This is a genomic window from Cupriavidus sp. 01L46, assembly GCF_056399905.1.
Genome location: NZ_JBFTSF010000050.1, coordinates 1 through 15,763 on the forward strand (window position 1 = coordinate 1; position 15,763 = coordinate 15,763).

Sequence of the window (15,763 nt, forward strand, 5' to 3'; positions counted from 1 at the left end):
GCATTCTTTAGCGCACGGCGCCCGCGAGCCGAAGCCCGCGGGCGCCCAGGTGTCAAACGGTCAGGCAGTTGACGATCAGACGCGCTCGATCACCATGGCGATGCCCTGGCCCACGCCGATGCACATCGTGCACAGCGCGTAGCGGCCGCCAGTGCGGTGCAGCTGGTACATGGCGGTGGTGACCAGGCGGGCGCCGCTCATGCCGAGCGGGTGGCCCAGCGCGATCGCGCCGCCATTCGGGTTGACGCGTGCATCGTCGTCGGCCACGCCGAGTTCGCGCAGCACGGCCAGGCCTTGCGCGGCGAACGCTTCGTTCAGCTCGATCACGTCCATCTGGTCGATGGTCATGCCGAGTTGCTTGAGCAGCTTCTGCGAAGCGGGTGCCGGGCCAATGCCCATCACGCGCGGCGCCACGCCGGCGGTTGCCATGCCGACGATGCGCGCCTTGGGCGTCAGGCCGTGCTGGCGGGCCGCGGCTTCGCTGGCGAGCAGGATGGCGCAGGCACCGTCGTTCACGCCCGAGGCATTGCCCGCGGTCACGGTGCCATCGGCGCGAACCACGCCGCGCAGCTTGCCCAGCGCTTCCATGCTGGTGGCACGCGGGTGCTCGTCGCGGTCCACAACCAGCGGGTCGCCCTTCTTCTGGGCGATCGTCACCGCGGTGATTTCCTGCGCCAGCGTGCCGTCGGCTTGCGCGCGCGATGCCTTTTCCTGGCTGCGCAGGGCCATCAGGTCCTGGTCTTCGCGGCTGATCTTGTAGTCGGTGGCAACGTTCTCGGCGGTCTCGGGCATCGAGTCCACGCCGTAAGCCGCCGGACAGGMTGCCGCCGTAGCGGCCGATGGGGGTACGGATGGCGTCGCAGATGAAGGCTTCGGTCATGGTTGTCTCTCTCTTGCTTGTTCGTGATCGTGAAAACGGGAAGCTTGGAAGCGTGCTCGCCGGGGCTGGCCCCGCCGGTCAGGCCGGCACTCAGGCAGAAGCGCCCTGCTTGAGCGGCACGCCGGTCAGGCGTTGCAGTTCGTCGAAGGACAGGCCTTCAACCAGGTCGCGCGCCACCAGCCCGTCAGGCGTGACGTCGATGGTGGCCAGATCGGTATAGATGCGCGTGACGCAGGTCATGCCGGTCAGCGGATACGTGCATTCCGCCACGATCTTGCTCTCGCCCTGCTTGGTCTGGTGTTCCATCATCACGAACACCTCCTTGGCGCCGATCGCCAGGTCCATCGCGCCGCCCACGGCGGGGATCGCGCCCGGCGCGCCGGTATGCCAGTTGGCCAGATCGCCCTTCACCGAGACCTGGAAAGCCCCCAGCACGCAAAAGTCGAGGTGGCCACCGCGCATCATGGCGAAGGAATCGGCATGGTGGAAATACGAGCCGCCCGGCTTGATCGTGACCGGCTGCTTGCCGGCGTTGATCAGGTCGCCGTCTTCTTCGCCGGCGGGGGGCGCCTTGCCCATGCCGAGCAGGCCGTTCTCGCTGTGCAGCAGGATTTMACGGTCGGCTGGCAGGTGATTGCCAACCAGGGTGGGCAGGCCGATGCCGAGATTGACCACGGCACCGTCGGGAATGTCTTTGGCCACGCGGGCGGCCATCTGATCGCGGGTCAGGCGTTGCATATTCTGGATCTCCTTGACGCTCAGGCAGCGGCCTGGCTGGCGCCGTCGACCTTGACGACGCGCTTGACGAACAACCCCGGGGTCACGATGTGTTCCGGGTCCAGCTCGCCGAGTTCGACGATCTCGCTGACCTGCACGATGGGGCATTTGGCGGCCATCGCCATGATGGGGCCGAAGTTGCGCGCGGTCTTGCGGTAGGTCAGGTTGCCCCAGCGGTCGGCGCGCAGCGCCTTGATCAGGGCGAAGTCGGCATGGATGGGCGTCTCGTAGACGTAGCCCTGGCCGTCGATGATGCGGGTTTCCTTGCCCTCGGCCAGCGGCGTGCCATAGGCGGTGCGGGTGAAGAAGCCGCCGATGCCGGCGCCGGCGGCGCGGATGCGCTCGGCCAGGTTGCCCTGCGGCACCAGTTCCAGCTCGATCTTGCCAGCGTGGTAGAGCGAATCGAAGACGTAGGAGTCGGCCTGGCGCGGGAAGGAACAAATGATCTTGCGCACGCGCTCGGTCTTGAGCAGCGCGGCCAGGCCGGTGTCGCCATTGCCGGCGTTGTTGTTGACGATGGTGAGGTCGCGGGCGCCCTGGGCGATGAGGGCATCGATGAGCTCCGCCGGCATGCCTGCCATGCCGAAGCCGCCGATCAGGATGGTGGCGCCGTCCTGGATATCGGCCATGGCCGATTCCACCGAGTCGAATAGCTTGTTGATCACTTGCGTTCCAGTTCCGAGAGTCCGGACGAACTATCCGGAACCGGCCGCCAAGGAAGAAAACCAGGCGGCGCGCAAACGCTGTCTCCGGACAGTCCTGCCGGAAGAGCCATCCGGCTTGGGCGCCMTCCGCTTGCAAAAGGCGCGCCGCCGGAAACGAATCCAACAGACTTTGGTTTTTCTTATTATTGTGATTTGTTCTAATTGCGAACTTCAATTCGCAGAATGAACAGGTTACACCCCCTGTCCGCGGGTGGTCAAGGCGCCGGCAAATCGCTTGTGCGTTAGCCGGCCACGACCGTAGGGCAGTTGAAAGCTAGCTTGCGCAAGGGGGCCACTGCGGCCCGGAACATCGGACAGCTTACGCTCTTCGGGCCCCGCTGAGGTGGCCCTTGAGGCCGCTATGGCAATTGCAGCTCCGCCCGGCTGCCGCCGGCCCCGGCCCGGATCTCCAGCCGCACATCGATGCGCTCACGCAGCTCGGCCACGTGGGAAATGATGCCCACCAGYCGCCCGGCATGCTGCAGGTCGATCAGGGTGCAGATGGCAAAGTCCAGGCTCTCGGGATCGAGCGTGCCGAAGCMTTCGTCGACAAACAAGGTATCGAGCTGGATCCCGCCCGCGCGCKACTGCACCACATCGGCCAGCCCCAGCGCGAGCGAGAGCGAGGCCAGGAAGCCCTCGCCACCGGACAGGGTATTGGCCGGGCGCGCCATGCCGGTGTCGTGGTCGAACACCTCCAGGTCGAGGCCGCCGGCGGTGCGCTGGTCGCCCTGCTGGCGCACGCGCTGCAGCTCATACCGGTTGCGGCTCATGCGCATCAACCGCAGCGAGGCCGCTTCCAGCACCTCGTCGAGCAAGGTGGCCAGCACGAAGCGCTGAAATGTCATGCGGCGCGGATTGTTGCCGTTGGCCACTTCGGCCAGGCGGCCGAGCACCGCGTAGCTGCGCTCGATGTCCGCGCCCTTGCTGGCCAGCGCATCCAGCCGCTGCTGGCACTGCAGCAGGTTCTCGCGGCTGCGGTGCAGGTCGGCCTGCTGCCGGACCAGCGCCTCGAGCGCGCCGGCGGCGTCCGCCTGGGCCTGGCGCAGGGCGGCAAGATCGGGCGGGGCAAGGTCGCGCGCGGCAATGGCGGCGCGCTCGCRGCGATCGCCAGCAGCGGCCAGGTCGAGGTCGAAGCGATTGACCTGGGCGTCGGCTTGCTCCATCTGCGCGCCCGGCATGCGCGCCTCGGCATAGGCCTGGCGGGTGACAAAGCCGGCTTGCTCCAGCGCGCTCGCGAACGCGGCGCCCGCCTGCGTCTCCCGCATTGCATGGGTGGAGAGGCTCGCTTGCGCGGCGGCTTGCGCGGCCAGGGCTGCCGCCAGCCCCACGCCGGCCTGCTTGTCGGCCGCCTGCGCGGCGGCCAGTGCGGCTTCGCGCGCGGCAAGGTCCCCGCGTGCCTGTACCAGCGCCGCCGTCAGCCGCTCCGGCTCGCGCCGGTCCGGCGGCACCTGCGTGCTGGCGGCCTGCCATTCGCCCTGGAGCTTGGCGTGACGCTGGCCTGCATCCTGCACAGCGGCGGCGGCGGCGCGAATGGCCGCCTCGGCTGCCGTGAGAGCGGCTTGCTGCCGCTCGACTTCCGCRGCCAGCGGCTGGCAGCGGCCGGCGGCCGCCTCTGCCGCCTGTTGCTGCTGGCGCAGCGCCTGGATGGCGCCGGCAAGCTGCTGCCTGGCCGCCGCCGGGTCTTGCGCGGCGCCGTCGGGCATGCCCGCCGCTCCCGCCGCTTCGCGCAGTTCATCCAGTTGTTCCTGCCGGTGCGTGGCGGCCAGCAACGCACCTTGCGCACGGCTGGCCGCGCCCTGCGCCGCCTGGTCGGCAAGCCGTGCGGCCTCGCGGGCCAGGTCCAGTGCCTCGTCGGAGACCGGTGCATCGACGTGCTGCGCCAGTTGCGGGTGCGCGGTGCTCCCGCAGACGGCGCACGCCTGGCCCTCATGCAAGCCGGCAGCCAGCCGCGCGGCTTGCCCGGCCCGCCAGGCCTGCTCCGTCTCGCGCAGGCGCAGCAGGCTTGCCGCCTGCTGCGTGGCGGCTTGCTGCGCGGCGAGCTGGTCGGCGTCGGCCTGCCGGCGCGCTTGCTCGCACTGCGCCAGCGTGGCGGCGTATCTGTCGAGCGTGCTTGCCTGCTGCGCCAGGCCGGCCTGCTTGAGCTGGATCGTCTCCAGCCCGCGCGCGCCTTCCTGCGCCTGGGCCTGGCTGGCCTCGGCCTGGCGCAACGTGGCGGTGACTTGCTGCTGCGCCTGCAGCGCCCCGGCATGGGCCGCACCCGCTTGCGCCTGCTGGCGTGCGGCAGCCTCCAGCTCCTGCTGCAGCACGCCGAGCCGCTGCACCTGCGGCAACATGGCCTCCAGCTCCGTCACCTGTTTTTGCGCCGTCTGGCGCTCGCCGGCACGGGCCACTTCGGCCGCAAGCCCCGCCGCGGCAGTGGCCGAGACAGCGGCGCCTTCGGCAGACCGCGCGCTTGCGGCGGCCAGCGCTTGCTGCGCTTGCTGGTGTTCCTGCACGGCCTGCCCCAGATGCTGCTCGAACGGCTGCACCTGCATGGCACGGCGTGCGGCCTGCAGCCGCTGGCGCTGCGCCTCCATCTCGGGCCGCTGCGCCATCAGCGCAGCATGGGCCGCCTCGGTATCGCGCTGCTCCCGCAGGCGGGCATCCGTGTGCTCGCCTTGCCGGGTTGCCAGCGTGGCCACCTCCAGCAAGGTGCGCGCGGCCACATCGCGCTGCTGCAGTTCGGCGAGCTGGGCCTGCAACCCTGCAGCCTGCTCCCGCAGCGCGTCCACGGACTCCAATTGATACTGCTGCAGCAATGCCGTCTGTTCGATGCGCAGGCGCTCGGCTTCCTGGCGAATGCCGGCCGCCTGCCCCTTGAGCAGTTCCTCCACGCGCCGGTACAGCTCGGTACGGAACAGCCGCTCGAGGATGGCCTGGCGGCTCTTGGAATCCGCCGTGAGCAATTCGCGAAAGCGCCCCTGCGGCAGCACGATCACCTGGCGGAACTGGCTGCTGTCAAAGCCAAGCAGGTTACGCACGAAGTCATCGACCTTGTTGGGCTGGCTCGCCTTGCTGGTCCAGCCCGCGTCGCCCATGACATCGAGCTGGGCCTTGGGCGTCTCCTTGACGGTGCCCTCGCCACGCAGCTTCGGCCGCTCCTGCGCGGGCGAACGCGTGGCCAGGTAACGCTGGCCCCCCAAGCTGAACTCGAACGTCACCTCCGTGCGCAAGGCCGGATCGGCGTTGGCGCTGCGCATGTCCTGCGCGCTGCGCTCGCCGCCGGAGGTGTCGCCGTAGAGCGCAAAGCAGATCGCGTCGAGCAAGGTGGTCTTGCCCGCGCCGGTGGGGCCGTGGATCAGGAAGAAAGCCCGCTCCCCGAGCCGGGTGAAGTCGATTTCCTCGCTGGCGGCAAAGGGGCCGAAGGCTTGCAGTTTCAGGCGCAGCGGTCTCATGCGGACTCCCGGTCTGCGCGGGCAATGCCCTCAAGCACCTGGTCGAGCACGCGGCGCTTGTCGTCGTCCAGCTCTTCGTCCGCCACCTCCTTGAAGAAGTTGGCGAACAGCTCGCCGGTATCGAGCTGGCGCAGGCGCTGGCCCGCCGCCCCCGCCTCGCCCGTGCGCGCCAGCACGGCGCGCTCGATGGCGAGCGCATTGGGATAGGCCTGGCGCAAGCGCGCCATCGGATCGAGCAAGGCGCCGTTGTCGGTCAACACCGCGTGAATGTAGTCGTCGCGCCGCGGGTCGGCCGCGCCTTGCGCCAGCAGATCGGCCAGTTGCCCTTCAACGATGCGCAGGTCGCGCCGGGGCGACAGCGCGATCGGCTCGATGCTGACCGCGCCATCGGCCGCCAGCTCGATCAGCGAGACCGACTTGGCATGCGTGACTTCGGACAGCGAGTACTTCAGCAAGGAGCCGGCGTAGTGGATGCGCTGGCTGAAGGTCTGCGGGCGATGCAGATGGCCAAGCGCGACCAGGTCGAAGCCGTCGAACACGCTGGCGGCAACGGCACCGCTGCCGCCAACCGACAGCGGCCGCTCGGATTCGCTGGCCTCGCCACCGATCACGAAAGCGTGGGCCACCACCACCGAACGCGCCTGCGCCGGATGGCTGGCGCGGATCGCGTCCAGGCGCGCCTCCAACGCCGCCTCGTGCCCGGGCAGCTCCATGTCGAAGGCGTCGCGCACGGTTGCGGGCTCGGCATAGGGCAAGGCGTAGATCCGTACTTCGCCATGGGCATCGGACAAGGTCACGCAGGTGGCATCGCGCACGGTGATACCGGCCACGTGCAAACCCTGCGCCGTCAGCAGCCGTGCGCCGAAACCAAGCCGCTGGGCGCTGTCGTGATTGCCCGCGATCATCACTACCGGAATGCCGGCATCCACCACGATGCGGGCCAGCACGTCGTCCAGCAGCGCCACGGCCTCGGGCGGCGGCACCGCGCGGTCATACACGTCGCCCGCGATCAGCACCGCATCCGGCCGGCGCTCGCGCACCAGCGCAACGAATTGGTCAAGCACCCAGGCCTGGTCTTCAAGCAGGCTGCGCGCATGGAATACGCGCCCGAGATGCCAGTCGGCAGTGTGAAGAAAACGCAATGTGAATCCCTAGCAGTGTGTGGGCGGACCGGAGCGGACCGCGGCGGCAGGCGCCATCATAACGTTGCCCAGCTGTCATTCAGCTTCGGTTCAGCCAGCACTCTCCACAATGGGCGCCGAGCTAGTGCAAAAGCACCGCCTCCGGCACAACGGGCTGGCCAGGTTGCCGCCCCCAGCCGGTATGTTTCAACCAGACCTGAGAGAGAAAGCATGAAACGCATCCTGATCGCGGCAGCACTGACGGCGACGGCCGCCTTGGCACAAGCGCAGTACGTGGGCCCAACCACGGTTCCAACGACCACCGTCAAAGTGTTGACGGAGCAAGGCAAGGATGACCAGCACGCCGTGCTGCGCGGGCAGATCATCAGCAGCGTGGGCCACGAGCATTACCAGTTCGACGACGGCACCGGCCAGATCCGGATCAAGATCGACAAGAAGCTGTGGCCTGCCGGGAAACCTGTGGACGCCACCACCAAAGTCGAGCTGCTGGGCGAATACGACAAGGCGCTCTTCGGTGACTCCAAGTTCAAGGTCAAGCAGATCCGCATTCTTTAACGCATAGCGCAAAAACGGCGATGCCCGGGCCGTAGGCGCCCGGGCATCGCCGCACTGACGTCTGGAAGACTGGAATCCGGATTATTCCTGGATATTGGCTTCGCTCACGATCTTGCGGTACGACTCGGTTTCCTTGGCGATAAAGCTGCGAAAGGCGGCGGCGTCCTTCGCATCGATGTCGACACCCGATTCAGACAGCTTGCTCTTCACTTCCGGCGCGTTGATGGCGCGAGCCAGTGCGTCGGTCAGCTTGTCGGTCACCACCTTGGGCGTGTTGGCCGGCGCGAACAAGCCAAACCACAAGCGCATATCCACATTGGCCAGGGTCTTGTTCTCCGCCAGTGCCGGGATATTGGGCGCGGCATGCGAGCGCGTGGCCGAGGTCACGCCAATCGCTTGCAGCTTGCCCGACTTGATCTGCGGCAGCGCTGTCGACAGCACCAGCACACCCAGCTCGATCTGGTTTGCCATCAGGTCGGCGATGGCCGGCGCGCCGCCCTTGTATGGCACGTGGGTCATATCGACCTTGCTGGCGCCGCGGATCAGCTCTCCCGACAGATGCAGCGGCGTGCCGATGCCCGAGGTGCCGTAGTTCACCGGCTTCTTGCTCTTGGCCAGCGCCAGGAAACCCGCCACGCCCTGGATGCCGGAATGCGCGCCGGACACCAGCACCATGGGCTGCGAGCCCACCATGCGCAAGGGCACGAGATCCCGCTGGCCGTCGTACTTGATCTTCGGGTTGGTCAGCTTGGCGATCGAGATTTCGCTGTTGGAACCCAGCAGCAACGTATAGCCGTCGGCCGGCGCGTTGATGGTCTTGAGCGCGCCGATGGTGCCGCTGGCTCCCGGCGCATTGTCCACCACCACCGATACACCCAGGTCCTGGCCAAGGCGCTGGCTCAGCACGCGCGCCACCAGGTCGTTGCTGCCGCCGGCGGCGTAGGGCACGACGATGGTGATCGGCCGGTCCGGATAACCGGCGGCCTGGGCAGGCGCTACGGCGAGGGTCAGCGTGGCGGTCGTAGCAATCGTGATGGCGGCGGACAGCGCCGTGGCGAGGGACTTCTTCATCGGATTCCTTTTCTGGCGCCTGAAGCGCTCCTTTGGTGTGGCAAGCGTGATGCGGGAAACCAGCGAATTGCCGGCCTCATGATGCGGATTGCAATATACATGCCATCCAAAAAACTAGCCAAGTCTCGTTTACGAGACTATCCGAGCGTTGACGCCGTCTTCATGCACCACAATCGAGCATCAAAGGCACATTGATGCACAAAGTGCGGCCGATCCKGATCATCTGGCCGTCGTGGCTATATCGTCCGGAAGCACGAATGCCTTGAACGCGGAGAAGCACGGCGGCATGGCATTTCGACACCATGCTTCTCTCGCCATCCGGCCACGGCCCATGCTAGGATGGGTCTTGTCTTCTTTTTGAGATTCCCTGAGGATGGACGCTCCGCTCGCTGCCGGCCCAATGGTTGATTTCGTTGAAATCGGCAATCGCCTGCGCGCCTACCGTCTTGGCGCGGGAATGCGCGCGGAAGCCATCGCCGAACAGCTCGGCGTATCGCGGGCCGCGATCTACCGCATGGAGAAGGGCGACATCGTCAAGATCGAGACCCTTGGCCGTCTCGCCCAGTTGCTCGGCACCTCGCTGGCATCCATGCTGGGGGTCGAGTCCGAGTACTACTATTCGGCCGTGGCGTATATCGAACGCATGCGCCAGCTCGAGCATGGCGCAACGCGCATCCTGGCCCATTTCGAACCGATCTCCTACCTGCTGACCTCGCCCGATTACGCCGGCCACCTGCGCCAGATGCTAGCGGAGAGCCCGCAGCCGGCGCCAGCCGCAACCATCGACGCCCTGCTGGACCTGCTGGAAGAGCGCAAGCAATCGTTCGCGCGCAGCGTGCCCCCCATCACCAGCCTGATCGACCTGCGCTCGCTGGAGCGCTTCGTGCATTTTGGGTTGGTGGGACGGCTGGACCTGCCGCCCGCGGTGCGCATGGAGCGCTCGCTGGCAGCCCGGCGCGAGATCGAACGCGTGATCGACCTGCTGGACGCGCAGCCGATCGGCCTGCAGATCGGCATCGTCGACGGCAGCATGCCCAACGTGACCTTCCAGGTCTTCGAGCGGCCCGGCAAGGCTTATGTGGCCACCAGCCCATTTCGTTTTGGCGAGTTTCCCAACGTGTCCACTGGCATCGCCACCGTGACCGCAGCACCCGAGGCGGTACGGCTCTACACCACCATGGTCAATGACCTATGGCAACGCGCCTACAAGGGGCGCGATGGCGCCGCGCTGCTGCGGCGCATGTTGAACAGCGTATGAGCGGGCCCGATCCGCCCAGCGATTTTCATTTGACCTACCGAACCCGTTTTCACTAACCGATATTGCGCCATGACGCTTGAAACCACCCTCCAGCAATTCCAGGATTCGCTCCCCGGCACCGACGCTTTCGTGACGGTGAAGAAAGCCACGCGCGAGCTGATCGACACCGACCCCGCGCACGCCGCGGCCTACTTCCTGCTGTACGGCTTCGCCCGCTCGTACGTGCTGCTGTACGAAGACCAGGCAGTGACCATGGACTTTGCCGAAGCCGCCAAGCAGGAACTGCTCGGCTACATGCAAGGCATTGCGCGCACGCTGCACGGCGAGCCCGCCGCGCTGCTGGCGGAAATGAACCGCATCGTCAGCGCTTACCAGGGCGGCAAGAAGACGTTCTGAAGCGCAGCGCCCCCCGTGCCATGACACGGGGGCAATTCACGCCGGCTCGGCCTCGTTGTCGGCGATCTGGAACTTGCGCATCTTCTCCCACAGCACCTTGCGGCTGATGCCCAGGCTGGCCGCCGTATCCTGGCGCCGCCAGCTATTGGCATCCAGCGCGGCCACAATGCGGCGGCGCTCCTCGGTCTCGCCGCGCCAGTCGGCCGTGCGCTCGCTGCTGTCGAACGCACCCGGGCGCAGGCTGCGAAACAAAGGCCGGATCCGCGCCTCGTCCCAATGCCCGGTCTGCTGCACGGTAATGCCGATGCGCTCGGCCAGGTTGCGCAACTCGCGCACATTCCCCGTGAAGAACGCCGTGCCCACCGCACCCTTGAGCCAGTCAGGCACGGGCGGCAATGCGTCCAGGCCTGAGGCCCCAAGCATCTGCTTGAGAAACGACACCAGCAACGCCACCTTATCGACGGCGCCCCGCTCTTCCAGGCTGGGCAGCCGCAGCTCGATCACCGCCAGCCGGAAATACAGGTCCGCACGGAAGCGGCCCTGCGACACGGCCTCGCGCAGATCCTTGTTGGTGGCCGCGACCAGGCGGAAATCCAGCTTGACCGGCATGGTCGAGCCCAGCCGGGTCAGCGCGCTCTCCTCCAGCACGCGCAGCAGCTTGACCTGCTGGAACAGCGGCAGGTCCCCGATTTCATCCAGGAACAGCGTGCCGCCGTTGGCCTGCTCGAAGAAGCCGCGGTGCGCGAACATCGCACCGGTAAACGCACCCTTGGCGTGGCCGAAGAACTGCGACTCGAACAGGCCATCGGGAATCGCCCCGCAATTCACGGCAACGAACGGTCCCTTGCCATAGATGCTGTTGCGCTCGTGGAAGCGCTGCGCGATCCGCTCCTTGCCCGCGCCGGTCTCGCCATACAGCATCACGTTGCTGCCGAAATCGGCGAAGGTCTCCACCTGCGACAGGAACTGCTGCATGGCGGGCGACTCCGCCACCAGATCCGCTACCGCGTTCGCGGGCTCGGCCGCCGCCAGCAACTGCGGCAGCAGCTTGCCGATCTGGTTGCGCAGGTCAGGCCCCGTGAAATCGTCGGCCAGGATATGCGCATACTCCGCGGGAAAGCGCCCCGGATCCGTCTCGCGCCCCGGCGCCGCCACCCACACCACGGGCATGCCGTGGGCCGCCTCCCAGTCCAGCGCGGTGAACTTCGCCGCGCCGATCACCGAGACAYTGATGACCGCCACGCACGGCTTCAGGCGCGGCTCCGCGGGCAATGCCTCCAGTGCGCCGGCGCGGATCACGTCCACGCCAAGCGGCGACAGGAAACGCGCCACGCGCTCGGCAATGTCAGACTTGCCTTCCCATACATATACTTCAAGGCTCTCGTAAGCCCAGCGATCTGTCTTCATCTGTCTTCCGCCGTATAGCGATTAGCCTGCTGCATGGCTCAGAACACCAGCTCGGCGTTGTTACAGTCGATTCCTTGCATCCAGATGTCGGCGTAGCCTAGCTGGATGCCTAATGCGCCTAGGAGGGGCACCAGCACGGGGTCCAGCGCTTCGAACAATGGGGCGAGCAGGTCGCCGAGTTGCAATGGGATGTCCACTGAGACCAACCAACCCACCGTGACGGCAACATTCAGGTTCAGGTTACGCAAGACATCTTTCACCACCCCGCTCAGTGGCTGCGGAGTCCCCACCCGGGTCKTGGTGCCAGGCGCCAAGTTGACAGTCGAACTGTTGACGCTGACCGCACCAGCTCGCGGCGGACTGGTGCTGGCAATGATGCTCACACCCGTGCCGAGAAGACTTATCCCGGTATTGACTAACGTGACAGGTCCGGACGCGCAACCACTGCCGGAGGCCGCGGCAAGGCATGCCTTGACCAAGCCTGTGTTCACCCCCAATGTGGCACGGCAATCCGCCTTTGCGGCCGCACACTGAATGCCCTGCAATGAGGCCGTGGCCGCCGCGACTTCGACGTAGAGTGGCAGGTTTATGCCGACGCCCACCAGGCTGAGCACGTTGATATTGACCCCGAGATCGAGTCGCAACCCCATCTGCGCCGTGTGTGCGGTGGTTTGCCAGACTCCGGGACCAAGCTGGCGCGCCGGCCCTACGGCCATCACGGGCGGCTGCGCGACATATAACTGCGCACCGATATTGGTCAGTCCGGCCACATTAATCTGAGGCAACTTCACCTGGATCGCCGAGTTGCCATTTGCGACCTGCGCCCCGAGCATCAGCAGTTGCGCCACGTTCAGCGCCACGTCGGCCGCTGACGACGCCGCCGGCGCCAGCACGCCCAGGTTCAGCAACTGGCCCAGTCCCACGTTAGCCTTGACCCCGCTCAACCCAAGTTGCGTGGGCGGACTGCCCAGCGCGGCGGACAGCAGCGAATCCTTGCCGGCCGCGCCCAGCACGAGCGCATAGAATTGCTGGATCGACAGCGATGTCTTCAGCAAGTCGTCAATGGTGCCAACACCCAGCTTCAGGCGCAGCTGGTCGAGTGTGACATTGGCGTTGAGCAAGCCTTGCCAGTCTAAAGCGGACAACTGCACCGAGGTCCCCAGCAAACTGCTGAGCACACTGCTACCGGTGTTGACATCCAGCAACCCGCTACCGATCGAGAACGACGCCACCGGCGGGCTCGCATTGGCAATCGCCTCCGCGCGCAACTGGCGCGATGCGCTGCCGGGAATCACGAACAGGATCGGCACGGTCTGGGTCACCACCACCTGCACCGCGTTTGCCGATAGCTTGGTGGTGTCGTAGCCGGCGTTGAAGTGCCGTACGGTGTCGCTCCCAGTGCTGTAGGCCGGATCCCATACGCCCAGGCAGACACGCATGCCATCGGCGTCGCTGCTGCCCGCTGCGCTGCAATTGGCGCTCGCCGTACCGGCGTAGTCATTCTGCGCGCCAGCCGATTGCGTGGCGCTCAGCACATTGGCCGACACGGTGGCGGCAGCCGCGGCTTGCTTGAGCTGCTGCGCGCCGGCCAGTGCGGCCATGTCGGCGATCTTTTGCAACTGGCGCTGCCGGTAGAACACATGGCCGACATCGATCGACACCAGCGAACCGATGGCAACCGTCGCCAGCAGCAGGGCGCCAAGCACGCCGATGGCACCGCGCTGCCCGCGTCGGCGCCCGGCGACGAGATGCGAGCAGCAGCGAATCATCGGCCTGCCACTCCCTGGCCTGCTCCGCCGGCGGCACCATTTTTCGACCCCGCCTGGCCCGTGTAGAACTCGGGGATCGGATAGGTAAACGTCGCCAAATAGCGCTGGTAGGACAGGGCTGCCTGCTCCCCATGCAACACCTGCTGCTCGCCGGCCTGCGCGCCACTGCGCTGGATCTCGAGGATGCCACGGGTATGCGGGCCAATCTCTTGCCGGGCCGGTCGCGCCGACGGTGTGGCAGGTGCGTCCGTCTGGGCCTCGGCGGGGAAGGCGCCCAACCCGAGCACGGCGAACGCTAGCGCCAGTCCGCTGCGGCGGGCATGGCCACGCAGGCTTCTTGTTCCGGTCTGGTTCATGGCAATCTCCTGGGTTGGTGCAGTCGGCACGGACAATGGGTATCGGGTATTGCGAGGTTGTGCCATCCAGCGATCTCTCATGGCGTGGCCTGGACGATGTCGGTCAGGCGCTGATGGTTCGGGCCGGATGTCCCGGCGGCGGCAAGCCGGGCCGATTGTGGAGCGGTCTGCGCCACGGCCTGCTGCGCTGCGACGCGCTCGCGTTGCGTGCCCGCGCGCCGGACCCGCTCCGCCTCCTGCATCACCGCCTTGCGCGTTGCCTCGGGCAGGCCAGCCCGCTGCATCAGCGACGCCGCCTGGTCACGCTTGCCGTCGGCGGCGAGCCAGACCGCCGCGTTGCTCACCACGCGCGGGTTCTTGCCATCGAGCTGCAGGGCCTGCATCACCGGCACGCGCGCCTGGGCCAACGCACCCGTACGCATCAGCGCGTAGCCCAGGTCATTGGCCACCTGCGCATTGGTGGGATCCGCGCCGGCCGCCAATTGAAACGCTGTCGCGGCAGCGGCAAAGTCGTTCCTGCGACCGGCGATCAGGCCCAGGCCGTGGTAGGCGCGCGCCTGCACCGAAGTGCCGGCCAGGCTGCGATAAGCCTGCTCGGCAGCGGCATCCTGATTGGTCTCGCGCAACGCATCCGCGCGCATCAGCGTCATCGCCGGCGACGCGCCGAAGCGCTTCTCGTAGACGTCGATATGCGCGAGCGACGCAAAGTACAGGCCCTCTTCCTGCATCTTGCCGATCAGGCCGAGGTAGACCGATTTATCGTCGTAGATGGCCCGGTCCTGCTTGTCGCGCAGCTTGGACAGCTCCACCTGGGCATCGGCCTGATCGCTCATGCGGGTGGCCAGGCTGGTACCGCAGCCGGATAACACGGCCACGGCCAGCGCCGATGCCAGGCCGGCTAAGGAGCGCACGGGCCAAAGCGATCGATATCTCGTCTTGCTTCCCGAGCGCTTGTCTTGTTTGTTCATTTCGGTCCCCCCGACATATGCGCCAGCATTCTTATCACGCCCAAAAATCCGGGTCCGGCCGTGATGATCAGCAATACGGGCAGCATGGTCACCACCATGACTGCAGTCATCTTCACGGTCAGCTTCCCCACCTGTTCTTTCATGCGCGCCTTGCGCGATTCCTGCAGGCGCAAGCCGAATTGCCGCAGCGGCTCCTGAACGGCCCCGCCGAATCGATCCACCTGGCTAAGCATGGTGATCAGGCTTTTCAGGTCCTCGCTGTCGAACAGCTTCCCGATGCGCTGGAGCGTCTGGTCGCGCGACCGGCCCGAGGCAAACTGCTGGTTGGCACGCATCAGCTCAGGGCCAAGCACGCGCAGCATGCCGCCGAACTCAGCCACGATCACCTGCAGGCTCTGATCGATCGACAGCCCCACGCCCTGCAGCAGGCGCAGCATGTCGACCAGCACGGGCAACTCATCCTCCAGGCGCAGCTTGCGGCTGCTGGCCCGACGTTGCAGCGCCCATTTCGGTGCCAGGAAACACACCGCGAACGTGACGAAGGCCCACATCGCTGCGCCCATCAGCGAAGTGGGCAAACGCCATGCAAAGACCCCTGCCGCCAGGGCCACCGGCAATGACAGGCGCAGCCCCCCAAATATGGCCCGGGCCTTGTCACCGTAAAAGCCACACTGCTCAAGCAAGCGCTGTTCTTCGGCCGTCACCACGGCTTTGCCCAAAGGCGATTCAAGCCAACGCTGGTCAAAGCGCTTGCTAAGCTGGCTGCCCAGCCGCGCACCAATGCGAGCGCCGGCACTTTGGGCCGCGGCGGCATTGGCGGCATTGGCGGCATTGGCGGCATTGGCGGCGCTGGGCGGAGCCGTGGCCGGAGCATCCGGCACGGCGGCAGCAACGGCCGCCTGCCGCGAGAGCGCAGCATCGATGGTCCGCTCGGCGCGGTGACGTTGCCGCCATTGCGCCACTAGCGGCAAGGCCAGGGCGGCTAGCCCGATGGCCGCCGCGCATAGGCTCAGCGAGATCAAGGTAGTGCTATCCATGGTCCC

13 protein-coding genes and 1 pseudogene are annotated in these 15,763 nt (G+C 66.7%); 3 read left to right on the forward strand and 11 right to left on the reverse strand.

The genetic code is table 11. From position 1 onward, the window contains the following. Window positions 1–75: 75 nt before the first annotated feature. From AC1DS3_RS11580 to AC1DS3_RS11600, 5 genes and pseudogenes are all read right to left on the reverse strand, one after another. Window positions 76–807 (reverse strand): annotated as a pseudogene (locus tag AC1DS3_RS11580) (acetyl-CoA C-acyltransferase); the annotation flags it as partial. Window positions 808–970: 163 nt separating this feature from the next. Continuing rightward, entirely contained in the window at window positions 971–1,618 is a 648-nt protein-coding gene (locus AC1DS3_RS11585; protein WP_477127192.1) for a 3-oxoacid CoA-transferase subunit B, read from the reverse strand. Between the two features lie 20 nt (window positions 1,619–1,638). Beyond that, window positions 1,639–2,322, reverse strand: coding sequence for a 3-oxoacid CoA-transferase subunit A (locus AC1DS3_RS11590; RefSeq protein WP_043357062.1), 684 nt, complete (start codon window positions 2,320–2,322; stop codon window positions 1,639–1,641). Between the two features lie 398 nt (window positions 2,323–2,720). Further along, the gene (locus AC1DS3_RS11595) at window positions 2,721–5,798 is read right to left on the reverse strand and encodes an AAA family ATPase (protein WP_477127193.1); all 3,078 of its coding nucleotides are present in this window, start codon (window positions 5,796–5,798) and stop codon (window positions 2,721–2,723) included. Beyond that, window positions 5,795–6,940: an exonuclease SbcCD subunit D gene (locus tag AC1DS3_RS11600; protein ID WP_441639076.1), complete on the reverse strand. Its 1,146-nt coding sequence runs from the start codon at window positions 6,938–6,940 to the stop codon at window positions 5,795–5,797. The genes AC1DS3_RS11595 and AC1DS3_RS11600 overlap by 4 nt, the downstream gene beginning before the upstream one ends. A gap of 210 nt (window positions 6,941–7,150) precedes the next feature. Here AC1DS3_RS11600 and AC1DS3_RS11605 point away from each other — a divergent pair, with 210 nt between their 5' ends. After that, on the forward strand, window positions 7,151–7,495 hold the full coding sequence (locus AC1DS3_RS11605; RefSeq protein WP_441639074.1) for a NirD/YgiW/YdeI family stress tolerance protein: 345 nt from the start codon (window positions 7,151–7,153) through the stop codon (window positions 7,493–7,495). A gap of 81 nt (window positions 7,496–7,576) precedes the next feature. Here the strand turns inward: AC1DS3_RS11605 and AC1DS3_RS11610 are convergent, their stop codons facing one another. After that, entirely contained in the window at window positions 7,577–8,566 is a 990-nt protein-coding gene (locus tag AC1DS3_RS11610; RefSeq protein WP_441639072.1) for a Bug family tripartite tricarboxylate transporter substrate binding protein, read from the reverse strand. A gap of 400 nt (window positions 8,567–8,966) precedes the next feature. Between AC1DS3_RS11610 and AC1DS3_RS11615 the strand changes: the two genes are divergently transcribed. Both AC1DS3_RS11615 and AC1DS3_RS11620 read left to right on the forward strand, forming a co-directional pair. After that, entirely contained in the window at window positions 8,967–9,824 is an 858-nt protein-coding gene (locus AC1DS3_RS11615; protein WP_309405743.1) for a helix-turn-helix domain-containing protein, read from the forward strand. A gap of 69 nt (window positions 9,825–9,893) precedes the next feature. Continuing rightward, window positions 9,894–10,220 carry a hypothetical protein gene (locus AC1DS3_RS11620; protein ID WP_006165120.1) on the forward strand — a complete coding sequence of 109 codons (327 nt, stop codon included), beginning with the start codon at window positions 9,894–9,896 and terminating at the stop codon, window positions 10,218–10,220. Window positions 10,221–10,256: 36 nt separating this feature from the next. Here the strand turns inward: AC1DS3_RS11620 and AC1DS3_RS11625 are convergent, their stop codons facing one another. The 5 genes from AC1DS3_RS11625 to AC1DS3_RS11645 all read right to left on the reverse strand — a co-directional run bounded on the left by AC1DS3_RS11625 (window position 10,257) and on the right by AC1DS3_RS11645 (window position 15,757). After that, window positions 10,257–11,627 (reverse strand): sigma 54-interacting transcriptional regulator, encoded by a 1,371-nt coding sequence (locus AC1DS3_RS11625; protein ID WP_477127194.1) that lies wholly within the window; start codon window positions 11,625–11,627, stop codon window positions 10,257–10,259. A 38-nt stretch (window positions 11,628–11,665) separates the two neighbouring features. Continuing rightward, window positions 11,666–13,396: a TadG family pilus assembly protein gene (locus AC1DS3_RS11630; protein WP_477127195.1), complete on the reverse strand. Its 1,731-nt coding sequence runs from the start codon at window positions 13,394–13,396 to the stop codon at window positions 11,666–11,668. Next, window positions 13,393–13,752, reverse strand: a complete 360-nt coding sequence (locus AC1DS3_RS11635) for a DUF3613 domain-containing protein (RefSeq protein WP_441639065.1) — start codon at window positions 13,750–13,752, stop codon at window positions 13,393–13,395. The genes AC1DS3_RS11630 and AC1DS3_RS11635 overlap by 4 nt, the downstream gene beginning before the upstream one ends. Window positions 13,753–13,829: 77 nt before the next feature. Then, window positions 13,830–14,633: a pilus assembly protein TadD gene (locus AC1DS3_RS11640; RefSeq protein WP_477127199.1), complete on the reverse strand. Its 804-nt coding sequence runs from the start codon at window positions 14,631–14,633 to the stop codon at window positions 13,830–13,832. A gap of 83 nt (window positions 14,634–14,716) precedes the next feature. After that, window positions 14,717–15,757 carry a type II secretion system F family protein gene (locus AC1DS3_RS11645; protein ID WP_441639061.1) on the reverse strand — a complete coding sequence of 347 codons (1,041 nt, stop codon included), beginning with the start codon at window positions 15,755–15,757 and terminating at the stop codon, window positions 14,717–14,719. Between the last annotated feature and the right edge of the window lie 6 nt (window positions 15,758–15,763).